The 20,589-nt window shown below is 63.8% G+C and carries 20 protein-coding genes; 12 read left to right on the top strand and 8 right to left on the bottom strand.

The window, feature by feature from the left end:
* Positions 1–17 precede the first annotated feature (17 nt).
* Positions 18–1,568, top strand: coding sequence for an FAD-binding oxidoreductase (locus FSY45_RS10610; protein WP_034378834.1), 1,551 nt, complete (start codon positions 18–20; stop codon positions 1,566–1,568).
* Between the two features lie 290 nt (positions 1,569–1,858).
* Here the strand turns inward: FSY45_RS10610 and FSY45_RS10605 are convergent, their stop codons facing one another.
* Positions 1,859–2,839, bottom strand: coding sequence for an AraC family transcriptional regulator (locus FSY45_RS10605; protein ID WP_052951070.1), 981 nt, complete (start codon positions 2,837–2,839; stop codon positions 1,859–1,861).
* A 214-nt stretch (positions 2,840–3,053) separates the two neighbouring features.
* On the opposite strand from FSY45_RS10605, the gene FSY45_RS10600 reads away from it, so the two are divergent.
* The 6 genes from FSY45_RS10600 to FSY45_RS10575 all read left to right on the top strand — a co-directional run bounded on the left by FSY45_RS10600 (position 3,054) and on the right by FSY45_RS10575 (position 9,421).
* On the top strand, positions 3,054–4,277 hold the full coding sequence (locus FSY45_RS10600) for an amino acid ABC transporter substrate-binding protein (protein ID WP_148748060.1): 1,224 nt from the start codon (positions 3,054–3,056) through the stop codon (positions 4,275–4,277).
* A 197-nt stretch (positions 4,278–4,474) separates the two neighbouring features.
* On the top strand, positions 4,475–5,350 hold the full coding sequence (locus FSY45_RS10595) for a branched-chain amino acid ABC transporter permease (RefSeq protein WP_046461273.1): 876 nt from the start codon (positions 4,475–4,477) through the stop codon (positions 5,348–5,350).
* Entirely contained in the window at positions 5,347–6,288 is a 942-nt protein-coding gene (locus FSY45_RS10590; protein ID WP_003064547.1) for a branched-chain amino acid ABC transporter permease, read from the top strand. Before FSY45_RS10595 ends, FSY45_RS10590 begins: the two co-directional genes overlap by 4 nt.
* The gene (locus FSY45_RS10585; protein ID WP_046461272.1) at positions 6,285–7,055 is read left to right on the top strand and encodes an ABC transporter ATP-binding protein; all 771 of its coding nucleotides are present in this window, start codon (positions 6,285–6,287) and stop codon (positions 7,053–7,055) included. The genes FSY45_RS10590 and FSY45_RS10585 overlap by 4 nt, the downstream gene beginning before the upstream one ends.
* The gene (locus FSY45_RS10580) at positions 7,048–7,761 is read left to right on the top strand and encodes an ABC transporter ATP-binding protein (RefSeq protein ID WP_046461271.1); all 714 of its coding nucleotides are present in this window, start codon (positions 7,048–7,050) and stop codon (positions 7,759–7,761) included. Before FSY45_RS10585 ends, FSY45_RS10580 begins: the two co-directional genes overlap by 8 nt.
* A 208-nt stretch (positions 7,762–7,969) precedes the next feature.
* Positions 7,970–9,421 carry an aldehyde dehydrogenase gene (locus tag FSY45_RS10575; protein WP_148748059.1) on the top strand — a complete coding sequence of 484 codons (1,452 nt, stop codon included), beginning with the start codon at positions 7,970–7,972 and terminating at the stop codon, positions 9,419–9,421.
* Positions 9,422–9,695: 274 nt separating this feature from the next.
* On the opposite strand, the gene FSY45_RS10570 is transcribed toward FSY45_RS10575, so the two are convergent.
* Positions 9,696–10,472, bottom strand: a complete 777-nt coding sequence (locus FSY45_RS10570; protein ID WP_046461269.1) for a DUF2076 domain-containing protein — start codon at positions 10,470–10,472, stop codon at positions 9,696–9,698.
* Positions 10,473–10,707: 235 nt separating this feature from the next.
* On the opposite strand from FSY45_RS10570, the gene FSY45_RS10565 reads away from it, so the two are divergent.
* Entirely contained in the window at positions 10,708–11,229 is a 522-nt protein-coding gene (locus FSY45_RS10565) for a peptidylprolyl isomerase (RefSeq protein WP_003064531.1), read from the top strand.
* Positions 11,230–11,418: 189 nt separating this feature from the next.
* On the opposite strand, the gene FSY45_RS10560 is transcribed toward FSY45_RS10565, so the two are convergent.
* Together FSY45_RS10560 and FSY45_RS10555 are read right to left on the bottom strand one after the other, a co-directional pair.
* Positions 11,419–12,024 (bottom strand): glycine zipper 2TM domain-containing protein, encoded by a 606-nt coding sequence (locus FSY45_RS10560; protein ID WP_003064528.1) that lies wholly within the window; start codon positions 12,022–12,024, stop codon positions 11,419–11,421.
* Between the two features lie 277 nt (positions 12,025–12,301).
* Positions 12,302–12,682: a PepSY domain-containing protein gene (locus tag FSY45_RS10555; RefSeq protein ID WP_046461268.1), complete on the bottom strand. Its 381-nt coding sequence runs from the start codon at positions 12,680–12,682 to the stop codon at positions 12,302–12,304.
* 280 nt (positions 12,683–12,962) lie between these two features.
* Between FSY45_RS10555 and FSY45_RS10550 the strand changes: the two genes are divergently transcribed.
* The 3 genes from FSY45_RS10550 to FSY45_RS10540 are packed head-to-tail and all read left to right on the top strand — an operon-like array spanning position 12,963 to position 15,464.
* Positions 12,963–13,271, top strand: a complete 309-nt coding sequence (locus FSY45_RS10550) for a PepSY domain-containing protein (RefSeq protein ID WP_012837366.1) — start codon at positions 12,963–12,965, stop codon at positions 13,269–13,271.
* Positions 13,272–13,299: 28 nt separating this feature from the next.
* Positions 13,300–13,971 (top strand): response regulator transcription factor, encoded by a 672-nt coding sequence (locus tag FSY45_RS10545; protein WP_046461267.1) that lies wholly within the window; start codon positions 13,300–13,302, stop codon positions 13,969–13,971.
* Between the two features lie 5 nt (positions 13,972–13,976).
* Positions 13,977–15,464 (top strand): sensor histidine kinase, encoded by a 1,488-nt coding sequence (locus FSY45_RS10540; RefSeq protein ID WP_148748058.1) that lies wholly within the window; start codon positions 13,977–13,979, stop codon positions 15,462–15,464.
* Between the two features lie 6 nt (positions 15,465–15,470).
* On the opposite strand, the gene FSY45_RS10535 is transcribed toward FSY45_RS10540, so the two are convergent.
* The 4 genes from FSY45_RS10535 to coaBC all read right to left on the bottom strand — a co-directional run bounded on the left by FSY45_RS10535 (position 15,471) and on the right by coaBC (position 18,677).
* Positions 15,471–16,280: a hypothetical protein gene (locus FSY45_RS10535; protein ID WP_046461266.1), complete on the bottom strand. Its 810-nt coding sequence runs from the start codon at positions 16,278–16,280 to the stop codon at positions 15,471–15,473.
* 30 nt (positions 16,281–16,310) lie between these two features.
* Positions 16,311–16,760, bottom strand: a complete 450-nt coding sequence (gene dut, locus FSY45_RS10530) for a dUTP diphosphatase (RefSeq protein ID WP_003064513.1) — start codon at positions 16,758–16,760, stop codon at positions 16,311–16,313.
* A gap of 148 nt (positions 16,761–16,908) precedes the next feature.
* Positions 16,909–17,427 carry a hypothetical protein gene (locus tag FSY45_RS10525; protein WP_046461265.1) on the bottom strand — a complete coding sequence of 173 codons (519 nt, stop codon included), beginning with the start codon at positions 17,425–17,427 and terminating at the stop codon, positions 16,909–16,911.
* A gap of 23 nt (positions 17,428–17,450) precedes the next feature.
* Positions 17,451–18,677, bottom strand: a complete 1,227-nt coding sequence (gene coaBC / locus FSY45_RS10520; RefSeq protein ID WP_034359938.1) for a bifunctional phosphopantothenoylcysteine decarboxylase/phosphopantothenate--cysteine ligase CoaBC — start codon at positions 18,675–18,677, stop codon at positions 17,451–17,453.
* Between the two features lie 113 nt (positions 18,678–18,790).
* Between coaBC and FSY45_RS10515 the strand changes: the two genes are divergently transcribed.
* Positions 18,791–20,452 carry a CTP synthase gene (locus tag FSY45_RS10515; protein WP_034359936.1) on the top strand — a complete coding sequence of 554 codons (1,662 nt, stop codon included), beginning with the start codon at positions 18,791–18,793 and terminating at the stop codon, positions 20,450–20,452.
* Positions 20,453–20,589 lie beyond the last annotated feature (137 nt).

Genomic DNA, 20,589 nt, shown 5'->3' with positions numbered 1-20,589 from the left:
AACAAGGAAAGCAGAGCATGACAAGCAAATACATGGCCCTGCCCAAGGGCATGAGCGAGAGCAGCTTCGATGCGGCCATCGCCCAGTTCAAGAAAGCCCTGGGCGAAGACAATGTGATGATCAAGGACGAGCTGGTTCGTCCCTACACCAAGGTGATGATGGCTGTGCCTACCGAAGAGCACACACCTTCCGCCGTGGTGACTGCCACCACCGTGGAGCAGGTCCAAGAGGTGGTCAAGATCTGCAACGCGCACAAGGTGCCCGTGTGGACCATCTCCACCGGCCGCAACTTCGGCTACGGCTCGGCCGCACCGGGCCAGCGCGGCCAGGTGGTGCTGGATCTGCGCAAGATGAACAAGATCATCCACGTGGACCCCGAGCTGTGCACGGCCCTGGTCGAGCCTGGCGTGACCTACCAGATGCTCTACGACTACCTCGAAGAGAACAAGATTCCCTTGATGCTGTCGTTCTCGGCACCTTCGGCCATTGCCGGCCCTCTGGGCAACACCATGGACCGCGGCGTGGGCTACACACCTTATGGCGAACACTTCATGATGCAGTGCGGCATGGAAGTGGTGATGGCCAACGGCGATGTGCTGCGCACCGGCATGGGAGGCGTCAAGGGCGACAAGGCCTGGCAGGTGTTCAAATGGGGCTACGGCCCGACGCTGGACGGCATGTTCACCCAGTCCAACTACGGCATCTGCACCAAGATGGGTTTCTGGTTGATGCCCAAGCCCCCGGTCTTCAAGCCGCTGGAAATCCAGTTCGACGAAGACAGCGATATCTCCGAGATCGTGGAATTCATCCGCCCCCTACGCATCGCCCAGGTCATCCCCAATTCGGTGGTGATTGCCGGCGTGCTGTGGGAGGCATCCACCTGCAACACCCGCCGCTCGGACTACACCACCGAGCCCGGCCATACGCCTGACGCCATCCTCAAGCAGATCCAGAAGGACAAGCATCTGGGCGCCTGGAATGTCTACGCTGCGCTGTACGGCACCAGGGAGCAGGTCGACGTCAACTTCAAGATCGTGCAGGACGCGCTCAAGAAGCTGGGCAAGGGCCGCTTGATCACCGAGGAGATGGCTGGCGACACCCAGCCCTTCAAGTACCGTGCCCAGCTCATGTCGGGCGTGCCCAACCTGCAGGAATTCGGCCTCTACAACTGGCGCGGGGGTGGCGGCTCGATGTGGTTTGCCCCTGTGTCGCAGGCGCGCGGCAGCGAGTGCGACAAGCAGAAGTCGCTGGCCAAGAAGATCCTCAACAAGCATGGCCTGGACTATGTGGGCGAGTTCATCGTCGGCTGGCGCGATATGCACCATGTCATCGATGTGCTCTACGACCGCAGCAACGAAGAGGAAACCAAGCGTGCCAATGCCTGCTTTGCCGAGCTGCTGGACGAGTTCGAAAAGGAAGGCTATGCCGTGTACCGCGTGAACACGGCCTTCCAGGAGCGCGTGGCGCAGAGCTACGGTCCGGTCAAGCGCGATATCGAGCGCAAGATCAAGCGTGCTCTGGACCCCAATGGGATTCTGGCTCCGGGCAAGTGCGGAATAAACATTTGATCTCCCCCTGAGGCGCTTTGCGCCTTCCCCCTCTCTCGCTTTGCTTCGCAATGCGAGAGAGGGACGACAGCTTTGCTGCGCGGCGGCGCTTGCTTGCTGTCCTTTGATGGGGCATGCCTGTTCAATTGCTGCGCCCTAGCCTCAAATTTTTAAAGCCACCTGATTTGAAAACGCCAGGTGGCTTTCTTTTTCTTGCTTGCTTCTTGTTTGCTTCTTGTTTGCTTCTTGTTTGCTATTTTATCAATAGCTGTTTGCGATTTTCTGGATTGGGTTTAAGGCCAATTTAATGCCTAGTTCAGCAGACTCGAAGACCGCACGCCTGCCCTGAACTGCGCCGGCGTCTGCCCCGTGTGCTGCTTGAACAGGCGGCTCAGATGCGCGCCGCTGGCAAAGCCGCTAGCCAGCGCCAGCTCGGTCAGGGTGCAGTGGCGATTGGCAGGACTGAGCAGTTCGCGCTGGAACAGGGCCACGCGCTCGGCCCAGATATGCTGGCTGATGGACAGGCTCTCATCGGCAAAGGCGTTGTAGAGATGACGCTTGCTGCAGTTGAGCGCTGCGGCCACGGCATCGACGCTCAGGGCCGGATCGCGCAGATGCTGGCGCACATAGGCCTTGATGCGGCCCAGCAGCAGCTCGCTGGCGCTCAGGGAGGCCGCACGGCCGCAGGCATCGAGCAGGGACAGCTGGATCAGCTGCAGCAGCGAATCCGTCACATGCTGGGCCAGACCCTGGCCCATGGCCCGACATTCGGCAAAAGTGCCGCGCATCATGTCCAGCGCAATGCGGGACACGCCTTCGCTGCCGCCCACATAGCGCCCCATGAGCGCGTCGATGGCGCGACCATGGTCTTCGAAGCGGCTTTTGGGCAGGGTGATGATCAGATGCTCGCACCACTCGGGGTTGAGCACCTCGTACTCCTGCGTGGTGTCATAGATCAGCCACTGGCCGCTGCGCGCCACGGCTTCGCGCCCGTTCTGGCAGACGCGGGCCTCGCCATGCCAGGGAGCCACGATCTTGAGAAAGTCCGTGCTGTGCCGCGCCATGCTGGCCGATGTGCGCCGCACGCGATGGCGGCTGGCCTCGATCCGGGTCATGCCCACCGGCCCCAGCTCCAAGGTTCCCAGCCGCGCCGAGAAATGCTGATCGCCATAGACATCGCTCTCCAGTCCATAGAGCGTTGACATCCAGTGCTGCCAGGCGCCCACGGCTTGGGCACCTTGCATCTCGGTCATCTTCTCGGTCACTTGGTAGGCAGGAATGTCTGGCCGCATCTGGGCTCCTGAAGAAGTAACAGGATGCTTCATTATCCATAGCGACCCGGACCCGGGTCCGGGCAAAACCGGCGCCTCGCAGGGAAATCAGTGTTTACCCACAGACACTTGCATGCACAGACAAGACGCAGTGCACGCCCAGACAAACCCCTGTCGCCGCACTTTCCTACGATGGCCGAAAACCCGGACACCCGTCCATAAAAAGGAGACAAGCATGACATTCGCCGACAAGCGTTTTGTTCTCAAAAGCCTGGTCGCTGCCACGGCCCTGGCGGGTCTGTGCGGCCAGGCCCTGGCCCAGGAAGCGCCCAAGTCCATCCGTATCGGCTGGGCAATTGCCAAGACCGGCGTCAACGCGGGCGGTACCTCCGTGACCACGGCGCCCAACTACAAGCTCTGGGTCAAGGAGATCAACGACGCCGGCGGCATCATGCTCAAGGCCTACAACAAGCGCGTGCCCATCGAGGTCATCGAATACGACGATCGCTCCAGCACCGAGGAGGCCGTGCGCGCCACCGAGCGCCTGATCACCCAGGACAAGGTGGACTTCGTGCTGCCGCCCTGGGGCACGGGCTCCAACCTGGCCGTGGGGCCGACCTACGAAAAGCACAAATACCCGCTGCTGGCCGCCACCTCGGTGACCGACAAGGCCCCCGATCTGGCCAAGCGCTGGAAGCATGCCTTCTTCTTCCTGGGCACGGGCGGCGAATATGCCGAAGGCCTGGTCGCCATGCTGGAAAAGGCCAAGAAGGACGGCAAGATCAACAACAAGATCGCCATGATCAACATCGCCGACGGCTTTGGCGTGGAGCTGGCCAATGCCACGCGCAAGGCCGCCAAGCAGCATGGCTTCGAGCTGGTCTACGACAAGAGCTATCCGATCGGCACCCAGGACATGACGCCCGTCATCAACGAGGCCAAGGGCAAGGGTGCCGACACCTTCGTGGCCTATTCCTATCCGCCCGACACCATGCTGATCAACGAGCAGGCCAGGACGCAGGGCCTGGCTCCCAAGGTGCTGTTCACCGGCGTGGGCACGCAATTCCCCATGTTCAAGGGCAAGTTCGGCGCAGCGGCCGAAGGCGTGATGGCACCGGGCGGCATCGATGCCGACAACCCGCAGATGCAGGCCTATCTGAAGCGCTTCAAGGAAGTGACCGGCCAGGAGTCGGACCGCTTTGCCAGCCCCATCGTCTACACCTCGCTGCAGATGCTGCAGCAGGCCATCGAGCGCGTGGGCAAGATCGATCGCGCCGCCGTGACCCAGGAGCTCAAGAGCGGCAGCTTCGAGACCGTGCTCGGCCCCGTCAAGCTCGAAGGCCAGATGCTGACCAAGCTATGGCATGTGGGCCAGTGGCAGAACGGCGAGTTCAACGCGATTGCGCCGACCAACCGGGCGGGTGTCAAGCCTGCGGTGATACCGCGGGTCACCCCCTGAGGCGCTGCGCGCTATGGGGGGGACGACAGCCTCGGTGCGGGGCTGCCCTTCCTCGCTGTCCCGTTGCTGGGGCATGCCTATTCCAGCATTCGACCAGCTCCGCAAGAACTATCAAAACAAGAGCTGGTTGCGCATGTTTCGCTTTCACTTTGCATTGATTTCATAACAAGAACAATGAATCACCAGCGGTATACGCTATGAATTTAATAGACATCCTTCTCGCTGGCGCCATGCTGGGCGGGCTCTACGGCCTGGTGGCCATGGGGCTGACGCTGCAGTATGGCGTGGCGCGCATCATGAATCTCTCGTATGGGGAGTTTCTGATTGCGCCGGCCTTTCTGGCCTTTTTTGCGGTGAGCAGCTGGGGTATTTCACCGCTGCTTCTGGTGCTGCTGGTGGTGCCGCTGGGCTTTGCCATCCAGTGGCTGATCTATCAGCTGCTGCTGACCCCGCTGGTGCGCCGCGCCAAGGGCGGACCGGCGCTGGAGGTGGATTCGATTCTGGCCACCTTCGGCATGCTGTTCGTCGTCCAGGGCGTCATGCTGGTGATGTTCGGCGGCGACTATCACAGCTACAGCTATCTGTCCGAACCCGTGGAGATCCTGGGCAGCAAGGTCGCGGCCAACCGTCTGCTGGTGCTGGGCTTTGCCATCGTGCTGGGCGGCGGCCTGTACCTGCTGCTGACGCGCACGCGTGCCGGCGCCGTGGTGCGCGCCGTGTCCGTGGCACCTCAGTTCGCACATCTGGTCGGCATCAATGTGCGCAGCACGGCGGCCCTGGCCTACGGTCTGGGCGGCGCGCTGGTGGCGGTCTGCGGCGTGCTGGTCAGCATGTTTCTGCCCTTCTCGGCAGGCATGGGCACCATGTTTGCCATGAAGGCGCTGATCGTCGTCATCATGGGCGGCGTGGGCAATCTCATGGGTTGCCTGGTCGCCGGCATGCTGCTGGGCTTTGCCGAAACATTGGTGGCCTCCTTTGTCGACCCCGGCCTGACGCTGGCCGTCAATTACGCGGTGTTCCTGCTGGTGCTGCTGTTCAAGCCCACCGGTTTGTTCGGGAGGACTGCACGATGAGCCGCAAAGAAATTCTGATCTGGGCCATCTGCGCCATCGCCACCGCCGGTCTGGCACTGCTGCCGCGCTGGCTGACGGATGAGTACTACCTCTCGCTCATGATCAGCATTCTGATGTACTGCGTGCTGGCCACGGCCTGGGCGCTGTTCTCGGGGCCGACGCGCTATATCTCGCTGGCCACCGTCGCCTTCTTCGGCATGGGCGCCTATGTCACCGCCGTGTTCGGCGAGTCCCTGCCCTGGGCCGCCGTGCTGGGCATTGCGGCCGGCGTGGGCCTGGTCATGGCCTTGATCGTGGGCCTGTCCACGCTGCGGCTGTCGGGCGTGTACTTCGTGATCTTCAGCTTCGGCCTGGCCGAGCTGGTCAAGCAGCTCGTCACCTGGTGGGAAGTCAACATCACCAAGGACCTGGGCCGCTATGTATTCGTGGAGATCACCCAGCTCGATATCTACTGGCAGTTGCTGGCCATGCTGGCCCTGGTGCTGGCGCTGCGCGCCCTCATCAACCGCTCGCGCCTGGGCCTGGCGCTGCGCGTGATCGGGGAGGACGAGACCGTGGCCACCCATGTGGGCATCAACACCACCACGGCCAAGCTGCTGCTGTTCGCCCTCAGCGCCGTGTTCATCACCGTCACGGGCGCCATCATGGCTCCGCGCTGGACCTATATCGACCCCAGCATTGCCTTTGCTCCTGCCGTCTCGTTCCAGACCCTGATCATGGCCTTGCTCGGCGGTGCCGGCGCGCTATTCGGCCCGATTCTGGGGGCCGTGCCGCTGGTGCTGCTGTTCGAGTACCTGGCTGCCAACTTCCCCAACCATTTCTCGATTCTGCTGGGCCTGGTATTCATCGTGATCGTGTACTTCATTCCCCAGGGCCTGTCTGGCGTGCTGGCCAGACTGCTGGGCAGGAATGCGGCCAGCAAGGGAGAGCAGCCATGAAGACCGCCACCCTGCTTTCCGTGCGCGGTGCCACCAAACGCTTCGGCGGCCTGGTGGCCGTCAACGCACTGAGCTTTGACGTCTATCCGGGCGAGGTCGTGGGCCTGCTCGGCCCCAATGGCTCGGGCAAGACCACCGCCATGAATCTGATCTCGGGCGCCCTGCCCGTCAACGGCGGCGAGATCGTATTCAACGGCAAGCCCATCCACCCGCTCAAAAGCCACCAGATCGCCCGCCTGGGCGTGGCACGCACCTTCCAGCTGGTCAAGGTGCTGGGCTCCATGAGCTGCAGCGACAACGTCATTGCCGGCATGGCCTTCAAGCCCCGGCCGCTGTTTGGCAAACCTGCCGCTGCGCGTGCCCTGCAACTGCTGAATCAGGTGGGTCTGGCCGAATTGGCGAATACTCCCGCGGGCGAGCTCACCTATATCAACCAGAAGCGCCTGGAGCTGGCCCGCGCGCTGGCGCTGGAGCCGCAGATCCTGCTGCTCGACGAATGGCTGGCAGGCCTGAACCCCACGGAGCTGCAGCAGGGCATTGCACTGATCCGGCAGTTGCAGGCCACGGGGCTGACGATTCTCATGGTCGAACATGTGATGGACGCCGTACACGCGCTGTGCAGCCGCTGCGTGGTGATGAACGCGGGCACGAAAATAGCCGACGGCCCCACGGCCCAGGTGCTCCAAGAGCCCGAGGTGGTGCGTGCCTATCTGGGGGAAGAAGTGAGTGCAGATGAAGACCGGTCAGCGGAGGCCAGCCATGCTTGAAGTGCGCAATATCTCGGTGAGCTACGGCAAGCATGAGGCGCTGCACCAGGTCAGCCTCCTGGTTCAGCCCGGCGAGCTGGTCGTCATGCTGGGGGCCAACGGAGCGGGCAAGTCCAGCCTACTCAAGGCGCTGGGCGGCATGGTCACGCCCCAGGCCGGCGCCAGCGCCCAGCTGGCGGGCCAGGAGCTGATGCAGCTGCCCCAGCATGCCATCGTGCAAGCCGGCCTGGCCCTGGTGCCCGAAGGGCGCGGCGTATTCGGCGATCTCAACGTCAAGGAAAACCTGCTGCTGGGAGCCCAGCCCCAGCGCGCACGCGCCAACGAGGCCCGGAATCTGGAGCAGGTCTTCGCCCTCTTTCCCAAGCTGCGCGATCGCCTGCCGCAAGTCGTTCGCACCATGAGCGGCGGCGAGCAGCAGATGGTGGCCGTGGGCCGCGCTCTCATGAGCCAGCCCGATATCCTGCTGCTGGACGAGCCTTCGCTGGGCCTGTCGCCGCTGATGTGCAAAGAGCTGTTCGCAGCCCTGGCGCGCATCAAGACACTGGGCATGGGCGTGCTGCTGGTGGAGCAGAACGCGCGCCAGAGCCTGGCCATCGCCGACCGTGGCTATCTGCTGGAGACGGGCCGCATTGTGGGCGAAGGCTCGGCCACAGAACTCAGCAACAGCCCCGCCGTGCGTCGCGCTTATTTGGGCGGAGAACACTGAGATGAATCCCCCTGAGCAGCCTTGCCGCTTCCCCCGGAGGGGGACGATGCCATCGCTGGGGCAGCCCATGCTGGGGCAGTCCACGCTGCGGGGCGGCTGGACCGCCTAGGCCCTTGCTCGACACCTCTGTGCTGGGCCGCGTCTAATTTCAACGGTATGAACAACAGGCAGCTTTGATGACTGCTTTCACGTCAAAAGGAGATGAAAAATGATCGAACAAAAAATGCTGATAGCCGGCCAGGAATGCGCAGCCGGCAATGGCGCGACCTTTGAACGCAGGAACCCGCTGGATGGCAGCGTGGCCACACGCGCGCCGGCAGCCACGACCGAGGACGCGATTCGCGCCTGCGATGCAGCGGCAGCAGCCTTCCCCGCCTGGTCGCAACTGGGGCCGAACGCCCGCCGCGCCATGCTGATGAAGGCCTCGCAGGCGCTGGAAGCCAAGGGCGAAGCGATTGCCGCGGCCATGGCTGCCGAGACCGGCGCATCGGGCATCTGGGCCGGCTTCAACGTGCATCTGGCCGCCAGCATGCTGCTGGAAGCGGCTTCGCTGACCACGCAGATCAATGGCGAGATCATCCCCTCCGACGTGCCCGGCAGCCTGGCCATGGCCGTGCGCCAGCCCGCCGGCGTGGTGCTCGGTATCGCGCCCTGGAATGCCCCCGTGATTCTGGCCGTGCGCAGCATCTCCACGGCCCTGGCCTGCGGCAATACCGTGATTCTCAAGGGCTCGGAACTCTGCCCCGCCACCCACGGCCTGATCATCGAAGCGCTGCAGGACGCAGGCCTGCCCGCCGGCGTGGTGAACTTTGTGACCAATGCGCCCGCCGATGCGGGCAGCGTGGTCGAGGCCATCGTGGCCCATCCGGCCGTGCGCCGCGTGAGCTTTACCGGCTCCACACGTGTGGGCCGGATCATCGGCCAGACCTGCGCCAAGCATCTCAAGCCCGCACTGCTGGAGCTCGGCGGCAAAGCACCGTTTCTGGTGCTGGACGATGCCGATATCGATGCGGCCGTGAACGCCGCCACCTTTGGCGCGTTTGCCAACTCGGGCCAGATCTGCATGTCCACCGAGCGCTTTGTGGTGGATAACAAGGTGGCCGACGAGTTCATCGCCAAGTTTGCCGCCAAGGCCCGCAGCCTGCCGCTGGGTGACCCGCGCAAGGGGCCCGTGGTGCTGGGCTCGGTGGTCGATCTGGCCACGGTGGAGCGCTGCAATGCCATGATCGACGACGCGCTGGCCAAGGGCGCAAAAATCGTATGCGGCGGCAAGGCCGAGAACACGCTGATGCCCGCCACGCTGATCGACCATGTGACGCCGGCGATGCGCATCTTCCACGAGGAGACCTTCGGCCCGGTCAAGGGCATCGTGCGCGTGAACGGCGAGGAAGAAGCCATTGCCACGGCCAATGACAACGAGTTCGGTCTGTCCTCCGCAGTCTTCACCCGGAACACGGCCCGTGGCTGGCGTGTGGCAGCGCGCATCGAGACCGGCATCTGCCATATCAACGGCCCCACGGTGCATGACGAAGCTCAGATGCCGTTTGGCGGCGTCAAGGCCTCGGGCTACGGCCATTTCGGCGGCCAGCAGGGCATCAATGCCTTTACCGAAACCCGCTGGGTGACCATGCAGACCACAGAACGCCACTATCCGTTCTAAAGACCCCCTGAGCGGCTTTGCCTAGGCGGCCCCGCCGCTTCCCCCTCTCTGCTTCGCGGGGGGACGACAGCTTTGCTGCGCGGCGGCGCTTGCTTGCTGTCCCACACTTAGGTCGCGCCCTAGTTAAAGCTCGCGCCCATCGCTACTGAAATTAAAAAAGCCACCTGATTTGAAAACGCCAGGTGGCTTTCTTTTTTCCTTCTCACTATCTAATCCATAGCTGCTAGCGTTTGATGGAAAAGGGCTTGAGCCTCAAAAATCTCAAAGCATGTAATCAGGCAAAGTCATCGTCAAAGAAGCCGCCGCCATCGTCCCAACTGCCGCTGTCAAAGCTGGCTGAGTTGTCTATGCTGCCAAGGCCCGCATCGTTGGCCAGGCTCGAGGTATTGCCGCTATCGCCATGCAAGCCCTGGTTGCTGCTGTCCTGCGCCAGCGACTTGCTTTCGCCGCCACTCTGACTGCCCGAGCCGGCGTGATGGCCGCCCATCAGATTCTCCAGCCCGTTGAACAGAAACATGCCGCCAGCCACGCCGGCTGCGGCCGCTGCGGCATTGCCCAGGAAGCTGCTGCCGGCAGAGGTTGCAGGCTGGCCGTAGGCCTGCGGCGCTGCAGCACGGGGCGCCGAGCCGCCACCAAAGAAACGGTCGCGCCAGCTGGAAGGTTGAGGCGCCACTTGCGGCTGGTTCTGCGGCTGGTACTGGGGTTGATAGGGAGGCTGGGCCTTGGCAGCGTAGCCACCATCCTCGGCATGGCGCTCGGGAGCGCGGCCGAAGTGCGTGCCCAGGCCGCCCGAGAGAAAGCTGCCGGCGCCCTGGCTCTGGCTTTGCTGGGCCAGCTTCACCTGCTGCTGCAACTCGCCGATCTGCTGCTGGGCCTGCTGAATGGCTTGCTCCAGCATCAAGGTGCGCTGGGCCAGCCAGTAGACCGCGTCGGGCGCGTTGCTCAATCCACGGCGCAGCTCGGCATCGGCCTGCGCGTCCTTGGGCTGACCCTGGGTCAGCGTCAGCCTGGCGCACAGGTCTTGCAGCAGTTGTTGTTCCTGAGAGGTCATGGTGCCTTCCTTAAAGCCCGCAAATTACTTGCAGCAGAGATGGGGTCAGTATGCAGGCCTGCAAGAGCGCCAATGTGAAGGCTGTGCAAGTGCTTTTTGCAGGGTGTAACAAAAGGCCTGTGCTGCAGTTGCGGGCAGCGCATGGGACAATGCCTGCCATTGCGCCACGGCCGTGGCGGCGTTTCAATTTCGGCTGCGGGACTGGCCCGCGGCCCACCAACTGCATACACACACCATGGAAGTTACCCAACAATGCGTGGTCGCCCTGACCTGGACACTGAAAGACACCCTGGGCGAGGAGCTGGATGTGCTGGACGAGCCCGTGGAGTTCCTTGTCGGCGGCGATGACCTGTTCAAGCGCATCGAAGAGGCTCTGCAAGGCCACGGCGTAGGCACCACACTGGACCTGCACCTGGAGCCCGAAGAGGCATTCGGCGACTATGACGAGAGCCTGATCTTCCTGGAAAAGCGCGAGCTGTTCCCCGAGGAGATCGAGGAAGGCATGAGTTTCGAGAGCACGGCCATGCCCAAGGGCACCAACCCCGTGCCTCCCGATCTGCTCTACACGGTCACCGAAATCTATCCCGAGCATGTGGTGCTGGACGGCAACCACCCACTGGCCGGAATCGCCATCCGCCTGCACCTCAAGATCGAAGCCGTGCGCGAGGCCACCGAGGAAGAGATCGGTCGCGGCACGGCCGGTACGGGATTTTTCCGTATAGAGCCCATGGCTCCGGGCAACGAAACACTTCACTAACCCCCTGAGGCGCTTTGCGCCTTCCCCCTCAGGGAGACGACGGCTTCGCTGCGGGGCGGCGGGGCCGCCTAGGCTCTTGCTTGCTATCTCTGGCTTGAGAACACGCCAGTTTTTAAGGCTGTACTGCTCTTGACTGGTGAAGTAAAAAGGGACTCCTCAGAGTCCCTTTTGTTATGTGCGCCTGTCTGCTCAGCGGCGGAAGATCTGGTTGCCTTCCACGCGCACATATTCGCCGATGCTCAGCTGCGGAGGCTGCTGGTAGTCCAGAGCGCGCACGCTGCCGTCCTGCAGTTGCACGGTGACGCGGTAAATATCGCGCACGCTGCCGCCGCCCATGTTGTTTTGCACGGCGTTGCCGGCAAAAGCGCCTGCAGCCACACCGGCGATGGTCGCCAGTGTACGGCCCGAGCCCTTGCCCACCTGGTTGCCCAGCACACCGCCGATCACGCCACCGGCAATCGCGCCGCCCGCGCCAATGCCGCTGCCGTCCTGTACACGCACGGTCTCGATATTCATCACACGGCCCTGCTGGGCGTATTGCTGAGGCTGCTGCGAGTAACAGTTGGGGTTGTTGTAGCCGCAGTTATTGGCGGGATAGGTCTGGACCTGGTTGTTGCCCACGGGGTAGGCCTGTGTGCTGCCAGGGTAGCCTGTACCCGAATATGCACCCTGGGAGTAGCCTCCCTGGTAGCCGCCGCTCTGGTAGCCCCCCTGGGGATAGGCCGCGCAGGCCGACAGAGCCGCAACGATTGCGCTCACCATGGCCAAGCGGCCCCAGCGTTGATTGATTTGCATGGAAATCTCCTGATTGGCGCATGCACATTCCATACGCCGCAGTCCCTGTTATGAGTTGCTCTGCAAACCTTGCACGGTCTGCCTTTCCATTGCAACGCGGCACAGGCTCGCCAGGACGACAGCTTTCACATTTGCTCACAATACTTCGAGTAAAGCGCAGCCGTTTATAACTCTTCAAACCATAGCGCCTTGTCCAATACTTGGCTTCTTTGCTCTGCAAACCGTCATGGAGTCCACAACGGCAGGGTTCTGACAGCTATCGAATCCAGAGCCAATCCTAGCCCTTGGTGCGTACGCGCAGCACTTCGCCGCTACGGCCGTCGACATAGAGCTTCACAAAGCGTCCATCGCTGGCCGTGGCCTTGACCTTGTAGAGGCCGTCGTCCCATTCCACTTCCTGGAATTCACGATAGCCGGCCTTCTCCAGCCGGTCGCAGACATCGCGGATGGACAGGGTCGGCCCGAGCGCCATGCCGCGCACGGCGGCCACCGAGGCCGAGGCACGATCCGCCAGGGAGTTTTCTGCGGCCAGGCAAGTGCCGGCCGACAGCAGGGCCGCGCCTGCGAGCAAGACCGTGCCGCTGCGACGCCGCAGGGAGCGGAATACGGACAGGGGGCCTGAGGACATGGAAAAAGCCGGGCTGGGAAGATGGGACATGAAAACTCCTGCAGTCGCTGGGTCGAAGAAAGGGACAAAACACGGCCCGCCAGTGCACAAGCACTGCTCAGCGGGTTGGTGCCGATTGTTCGCAAGTCAGGCTGAACCGTTTCTGAAGCCGCCATTCAGCTTCCGTTCATCGATGCAGGCCTATAACCTTGGCTGCAGACCGCTACCAGACCTCATCACCTCCAACTCCAGCCCTCTCGCCATGTCCTTTCTCAACGCCTCGAATGACCCGCAATCTGCGCACCGCCCACGCCGGCGCGCCCTTCATGCCGTGCTGGCCATGCTGCTGGCAACGGCAGGCTTTGCCGCGCTGAGCCTGTGGCCCGCCACCTCGGATGCCGGCGACAACGATCACGAACTCGCCCGTCAGGCCTTGCGCCAGGGTCAGGTGCTGCCGCTGCGCACGGTTCTGGATCAGGTCGAGCAGCAATACCAGGGCCAGGTCATCAAGGTGGAGTTCGACCGCGAGGACGGCCGCTTTGTCTACGAGATCCGGCTGCTGCAAAACGACGGCAAGGTGGTCAAACTGGAGATCGATGCCAGCAACGGCAAGCTGATCAGCATGAAGCGTAAGAAGTGAACCCCGGCACTCAGGAAGGCTGCAGAGCATGCGAATTTTGCTGATTGAAGACGAACCCACGCTGCGCGAGCAGCTGCATCAGGCCCTGCTGCAGGCCGGCCACACCGTGGAGACGGCCGCCGATGGCGAGACGGCGCAATATCTGGGCGAGGTCGAGAGCTTTGACGCGGCGGTGCTGGACCTGGGCCTGCCCGTGCGCGACGGGCTCAGCGTGCTGCGCGCCTGGCGTGCGCAGGGCCGCTCCATGCCGGTGCTGATCCTCACCGCCAGAGCCGCCTGGCATGAAAAAGTCGCGGGCATGGATGCCGGAGCCGACGACTATCTGGCCAAACCCTTCCACATGGAAGAGCTGCTGGCGCGCCTGCGCGCCCTGCTGCGGCGCCTGAGCCCGCATGCCAGCGCACTGTGGCAATGCGGCTCCATCACCCTGGACTCGCGCCAGGCGCGCGTCACCGTCGAAGGTCAGGCGCTGACGCTGACCAGCCATGAATTCAAGGTGCTGGCCCTGCTGATGCAGCGCATGGGCGCCGTGGTCTCGCGCACCGAGCTGTCCGAGCATATCTATCCGCAGGACAGCGACCGCGACTCCAACACCATCGAGGTATTTGTCGGGCGCCTGCGGAAAAAACTGCCCGCCGGCTCGATCGAAACCGTGCGCGGCCTGGGCTATCGCCTGGCCGCGCCATCCAACCAAGAATAAAGCCTATGTCCGAGCACACTCTGACCTCCCCCATGGCCCAACAGCCGCCACCGCTGAGTGCGGGCTCCTGGAAGAACTCGCTGCGCCTGCGACTGCTGGCGGGTGCCCTCATCTGGGTACTGGCGGCACTGCTGCTCACGGGCTGGGGCCTGCGCACGCTGTTTGCCGAGCACCTGACCCAGCAGTTGCGCAGCCAGCTGGTGGCCAAGCTCGACCGGCTCAGCGGCGCCGTCAACTATCAGCCCGATCAGGCCGTCCCGGTCACGGTCTCGCCCTTCTCCGGCGACCCCTTGCTGCAGCAGCCGCTGTCGGGCATGTACTGGCAGGTAGATCAGCTCGATGCGGCCGGCAAACAGACGGTTCAGGCCGGCGTCCAGCGTTCCCGTTCGCTCTGGGACCAAACCCTGGACTGGCCTTTCTTCAAGGCCGACAAGATCTGGGAGCCCACCCTGCCCCTGCACGCTCCCGCCAGCTATGGCCATATGTCGGACGGCAATGGCAACACCCTGGTGATCGTGACGCGTACCGTACAGCTGCCCGAGGCCGACGCCCCGCCGCTGCGCCTGATGATTGCCGCCGACGCGGCCATGCTGGCCACGCCGCTGCAGCGCTTTACCAAGATGCTGGTGGCCGCGCTGTGCATGCTGGCTGCGGGGCTGATCGCCGCCGTGGTCGTGCAGCTGCAGCTGGCACTGGCTCCGCTGGCCGCCCTGCGCCGTCAGCTGGCCGCCGTGAGCCAGGGCGAAGCTTCTGAAATCAGGGGCGAGCACCCGGCCGAAATCATGCCCCTGGTTCAGGAGTTCAACCATGTGCTGCGCATGAATGCCGAGATGGTGGAGCGAGCCCGCACCCAGGCCGGCAATCTGGCTCACGCAGTCAACACTCCGCTGAGCATCATGGGCAACGCGGCCGCGCAGCAGGACAGCCCGCTCGCGACCCTGGTGCGCGAGCAGGTCGCCAGTGCCAGCCGCCAGGTCGAATATCACCTGGCCCGCGCCCGCGCCGCCGCAGCAGCGGCGCAGCAAGGCCATGGCCTGCGCACCGCGCTGGCCGGACCGCTGCACTCCCTGGTCCACACCATGGACAAGCTGCATGCGGCGCGCTGCATACGCTTCGAGCTGCAGGGGGATGCCACCCAATGGGACTTCAAGGGCGACTCCCAGGACCTGATGGAGATGCTGGGCAATCTGCTGGACAACGCCGGCAAATGGGCCAGGTCGAAGGTCGTGCTGAAGGTGCAGCCTATAGCCGATGACAGCCAGCAACTGACGCTGTGCATAGACGACGACGGCCCGGGCATTGCCCCCGAGTTGCGCGAGCGCATCTTTGCGCGCGGCGAGCGGCTGGACGAACAGCGTCCCGGCGCCGGCCTGGGCCTGGATATCGTGCGTGATCTGGTTCAGACCTATGGCGGCAGCATCCAGGCTCTGCCGTCGCCGCTGGGCGGGCTGCGCATGCAGCTGCAACTGCCCGGCGCCAGGCACCAGGACTGAGGGCGATCAAAGACTGCGCAGCACCTGTGCGAGGGTATCGGCCTGGGGAAACAGCCAGTCGGCGAGCAGCCCCAGCACCACGGCCGCGACCAGGGCGCCCAGCACGGGCTTCCAGCTGATGCGCAGCGCCGCCAGCAACCAGCCTTCGCGCTCCACCACATACAGGGTTCGGGTCATCAGCAGCGCAAACGCCACCTCTACCGCCACGGTCAGGAACAGATCGGCACCGAACACCAGCCACACCAGCGAGCCCATGCCCGTGACCGCGATCAGCAGGGCCGCAAAAACCAGCAGCACCGGCACGAGCACCACGGCGCCTTCATCGAGTCCGTCCAGCCCCGACACATCGACATCGGGCAGCTCCAGGCCGGATGACGCAGGCGCGATATCAGGCACGACTGCGCCATCGTCCCAGTGGCCGCCGGCACCGCCGCCGCCGTAGGAGCCTCCCTGCCCGCTTTCAAAGCCCGCAGCGTCGGCACTGCCCGACTTGCCGCCCAAGCCGGGACCATCGGAGGGCAGCTCGCCCCCGTCCCAGTCGCGGCGCAGCATGCAGCCCGCCCACAGACGCACCAGCAGCAGATAAAGCAGATAGCCGCAGGCCAGCGCCAGCCCATAGCGCAGCCCCATGCTGTGCACACCGGCATGCAGCAGGCACAAGCTGATCAGGGACATGGCAGCCAGACTCAGGCCGCCGGTCAGAGCGGCATGCAGACGCAGCCAGTGGCGTTTTTGCAGCCGTCGCCGCATGTGCTGGTCGCGCCCCAGCTGCACCTTGGTCCAGGAGGCAGAGCGGCTGCGGGTCTGGCGGCTCATGTTGCGCGAGATGCGGGCGAGTCCAGAGACTCAGTGCTTGCCGGTGGAGCCGTAGCCGCCTTCGCCGCGCTCGCTGGCGTCGGCAAAGTCATCCACCAGATTGAACTGTGCCTGCACCACGGGCACGATGACCAGTTGGGCCAGACGGTCCATGGGCTGCAGCGTGAAGGCGGTCTGCGAACGGTTCCAGGCGCTGACCATGAGCTGGCCCTGGTAGTCGGAGTCGATCAGGCCGACCAGGTTGCCCAGCACGATGCCGTGCTTGTGGCCCATGCCCGAGCGCGGCAGGATGAGCGCCGCGTAATGGGGATCCTTGAGGTGCATGGCCATGCCGGTGGGAATCAGCTGCCACTGGCCGGGCTCCAGGGTCACGGGCGCGTCGATGCAGGCGCGCAGGTCCAGTCCGGCGCTGCCGGGGGTGGCATAGGCGGGCAGGTTGTCGCGCAGGCGCGCATCGAGAATCTTTACATCAACATTCATAAGGATCTGGCTAGTCTTGTCTGTCTTGAAACAAGGCCCGTGAACCGGGCCTTGCATCCATTGCGGCAGCTGCATGGCAGCGGCCAGCAGCTTTCCTGAAGGGCGCCATTGTGCCCGCTGCCGGGCAGGCGTCGGCGCTTGACGCCTGTCAGCGGCCTTGCAGGCGCTTGAGCACGCCGCCCACCAGCGACATCAGGCCCATGAGTGCGAGCAGCACGCCAAAGCCCTGGATGAACTGGGAGAGGATCACCCCGCCCACGATCAGCGCCAGCGAGCCCGGAGACACCCAGGGCTTGCGACCGTTCTGAGCCTTCTGCCCCTCGATCTCGCGCTCCATGGCCCTGAAGCGCTGCTGCGCCTCCTGCTTGGTCACGGCCGTATTGGGGCGCCGTGCAGCAGCCGTGCGCGGGGCCGGTTGAGCAGCCGCCGTGGTTCGCGCTCCCGGCACCTGCTGCGCCTGCTCGGCCATGTCGCGCGCCTTCTGCAAGGTGTTGCGCAGTTGGGACATGGGCGAGGCGGCCTGGGAGCCGGGCGTGACGACCGCGGTCTGAATCGCTCCGTCGATGCTTCGCAGCGTGCGGCGGTACTCGGGACTGGCTCGCATCAGCTGATCCACATAGGCCACATAGTCGCCATTGCGCGGGCCTTCATAGCTGGAGAGATTCATGTTCGGACTCCTGGGATCACGGGTCAGGGACGCTTGGCGCTCAGGCGCTGCGCAATTTCATCGACCAGCTGGCGCGCCAGCACGTCCTTGCTGGCATGGGGCAGCTCCTTGGAGCCCTGATCGTCGATCAGCAGCAGGGCATTGTCGTCCTTGCCGAAGGTGGCAGGGCCGATATTGCCCACCAGCAGCGGCACGCTCTTGCGCAGCCGCTTGGCGCTGGCGTGTTTGAGCAGATCATGGCTTTCCGCCGCAAAGCCCACGCAATACAGCTTGCCGGACCGGGCCTGGTCGGACTGGGCCACGCCGGCGAGAATGTCGGGGTTCTCGACAAAGTCCATGGCCGGCACATCGCCCGAGCCATCCTTCTTGATCTTCTGATCGGAAAACTCGGCCGGACGCCAGTCGGCAACGGCGGCCGTGGCAATGAAGATCGAGGCCCCCGCCACCAGGGACTGCACGGCAGTCTGCATCTGGCGCGCCGACTGCACGTCGACGCGGGTCACTCCGCGCGGCGTTGGCAGATGCACGGGCCCTGCCACCAGCGTGACCTGGGCGCCGGCCTCGTGCGCCGCACGGGCAATCGCGAAGCCCATCTTGCCGCTCGAAAGATTGGTGATGCCGCGTACCGGATCGATCGCCTCGAAGGTCGGGCCGGCCGTCACCAGCAGATGCTGGCCCTGCAGGCTCTTGGCCGTGAAGTGCGCCGCCAGCTCCTCCATGATTTCCTCGGGCTCGAGCATGCGGCCGTCGCCGGTCTCGCCGCAGGCCTGGCTGCCGTTGCCCACACCCAGCACCTGGGCACCGTCGGCCTGCACCTGGGCCAGATTGCGCTGGGTCGCGGGGTGGGCCCACATCTCGCGGTTCATGGCCGGGGCCAGCAGCAGGGGGACGCTCTCCATGGGGCGGGCCAGGCACATCAGGCTGAGCAGCTCGTCCGAGCGGCCCTGCACCAGGCGCGCGATGAAGTCCGCGCTGCAGGGTGCGATGAGAATGGCATCGGCCTCACGGCTCAGATTGATGTGGGGCATGTTGTTGGGTTCGCGCACATCCCACTGGGAGGTGTAGACTGCGCGCCCAGAAAGCGCCTGCATGGTGACGGCCGTCATGAACTGCTCGGCCGCCTCCGTCATGACCACTTGCACCGTGGCACCGGCCTGGACCAGCAAGCGGCACAGCATGGCCGATTTGTAACAAGCCACGCCTCCGGAGAGACCCAGCACCAGATGTTTGCCTGCGAACACGTCATTCATGCTGCGCAATTTATCAGACCTGAGCGGCTTTGCTGCCGCACAAGCATCCCTGTACGCCACGCCGAAATTCGTGGCGAACCTATAATCCTGTTTTACCACCACCAAAAAAAGACATGACCAAGTTCGTCTTCGTCACCGGCGGTGTGGTGTCTTCCCTAGGTAAGGGAATCGCCTCAGCCTCCCTTGCTGCGATTTTGGAATCGCGCGGTCTCAAAGTCACCCTCATCAAGCTCGATCCCTATATCAACGTGGACCCGGGCACCATGTCGCCCTTCCAGCACGGCGAAGTGTTCGTGACCGATGACGGAGCCGAGACCGATCTGGACCTGGGACACTATGAGCGTTTCATCGAAACGCGCATGCGTCAGAGCAACAACTTCACCACGGGCCGCATCTATCAGTCCGTGCTGGAAAAGGAACGCCGTGGCGACTATCTGGGCAAGACCGTGCAGGTCATTCCCCATGTCACCAACGAGATCCAGGAATACATCAAGCGCGGCGCGGGCCTTGGCACCGACCACGAAGTGGATGTGGCCATCTGCGAAGTCGGCGGCACCGTGGGCGACATCGAGTCCCTGCCCTTCCTGGAAGCTGCGCGTCAGCTGGCGCTCAAGCTCGGCCCCAACAACTCCGCCTTTGTGCACCTGACCTACCTGCCGTTCATCGAGACGGCCGGCGAGCTCAAGACCAAGCCCACCCAGCACACCGTGCAGAAGCTGCGCGAAATCGGCATCCAGCCCGATGCGCTGCTGTGCCGCGCCAAGCACCAGGTGCCCGAAGAGGAAAAGAGCAAGATTTCCCTCTTCACCAATGTGCCCGAGTGGGGCGTGATCTCCATGTGGGACGTGGACACCATCTACAAGGTGCCGCGCATGCTGCACGAGCAGGGTCTGGACGGCCTGATCTGCGACAAGCTGCGCCTGAACACGCCTCCCACCAATCTCAAGCGCTGGGACGATCTGGTCTATGAGACCGAGCATCCCCAGGGCGAAGTCAAGATTGCCATGGTGGGCAAGTACGTGGAGCTGTCCGACGCCTACAAGTCGGTCAACGAAGCGCTCAAGCACGCCGGCATGCGCAACCATGTGCGCGTGAAGATCACCCATGTGGACTCGGAAACCATCCACGACGCGGATGCCACCAAGCTGCTCAAGGATTACGACGGCATTCTGGTGCCCGGCGGCTTCGGCTCGCGCGGTGTGGAAGGCAAGATCTCTACGGCCAAGTTTGCCCGCGAGAACAAGGTGCCCTACCTGGGCATCTGCCTGGGCATGCAAGTCGCCACCATCGAGTACGCCCGTCATGTGGCCGGCCTGGCAGGCGCCAACTCCACCGAGTTCGACCCCGCCACCCCCAACCCCGTGATCGCCCTGATCACCGAGTGGAAGGATGCGGACGGCACGATCAAGACCCGTGACGAGAACTCCGACCTGGGCGGCACCATGCGTCTGGGCGCACAGTCTTCCGATGTGCAAAAGGGCACGCTGGCGCACAGCATTTACGGCGACGTGGTGACCGAGCGTCACCGCCACCGCTATGAAGCCAACACCCAGTATCTGGACCAGCTGCGCGAAGCCGGTCTGGTGATCTCGGCCCTGACCCAGCGCGAACAGCTGACCGAAATCGTCGAGCTGCCCGCCAAGGTTCACCCCTGGTACATCGGTGTGCAATTCCACCCCGAGTTCAAGTCCACCCCCTGGGATGGTCACCCGCTGTTCAACGCCTTCATCAAGGCGGCCATGGACAACAAGGCCCAGCCGGGCAAGAAGGCCTGATTCCCTTCCTTCGGAATCAATCCTCAAATAGGAGCTGCCAGCGCTTGAAATGCAATGACCTCAGCATCAAATGATGTTGAAACCATTCAATGTAGAGCGCTGGCCGCTTCAGTTTTTGAAGCATGCGCGGCGTGCAA

The sequence above is a fragment of the Comamonas sp. Z1 genome (assembly GCF_008121555.1).
Lineage (GTDB): Bacteria > Pseudomonadota > Gammaproteobacteria > Burkholderiales > Burkholderiaceae_C > Comamonas > Comamonas thiooxydans.
Note: the sequence above shows the minus strand (reverse complement) of the source record. Positions and strands in the feature narration are given on the sequence as shown.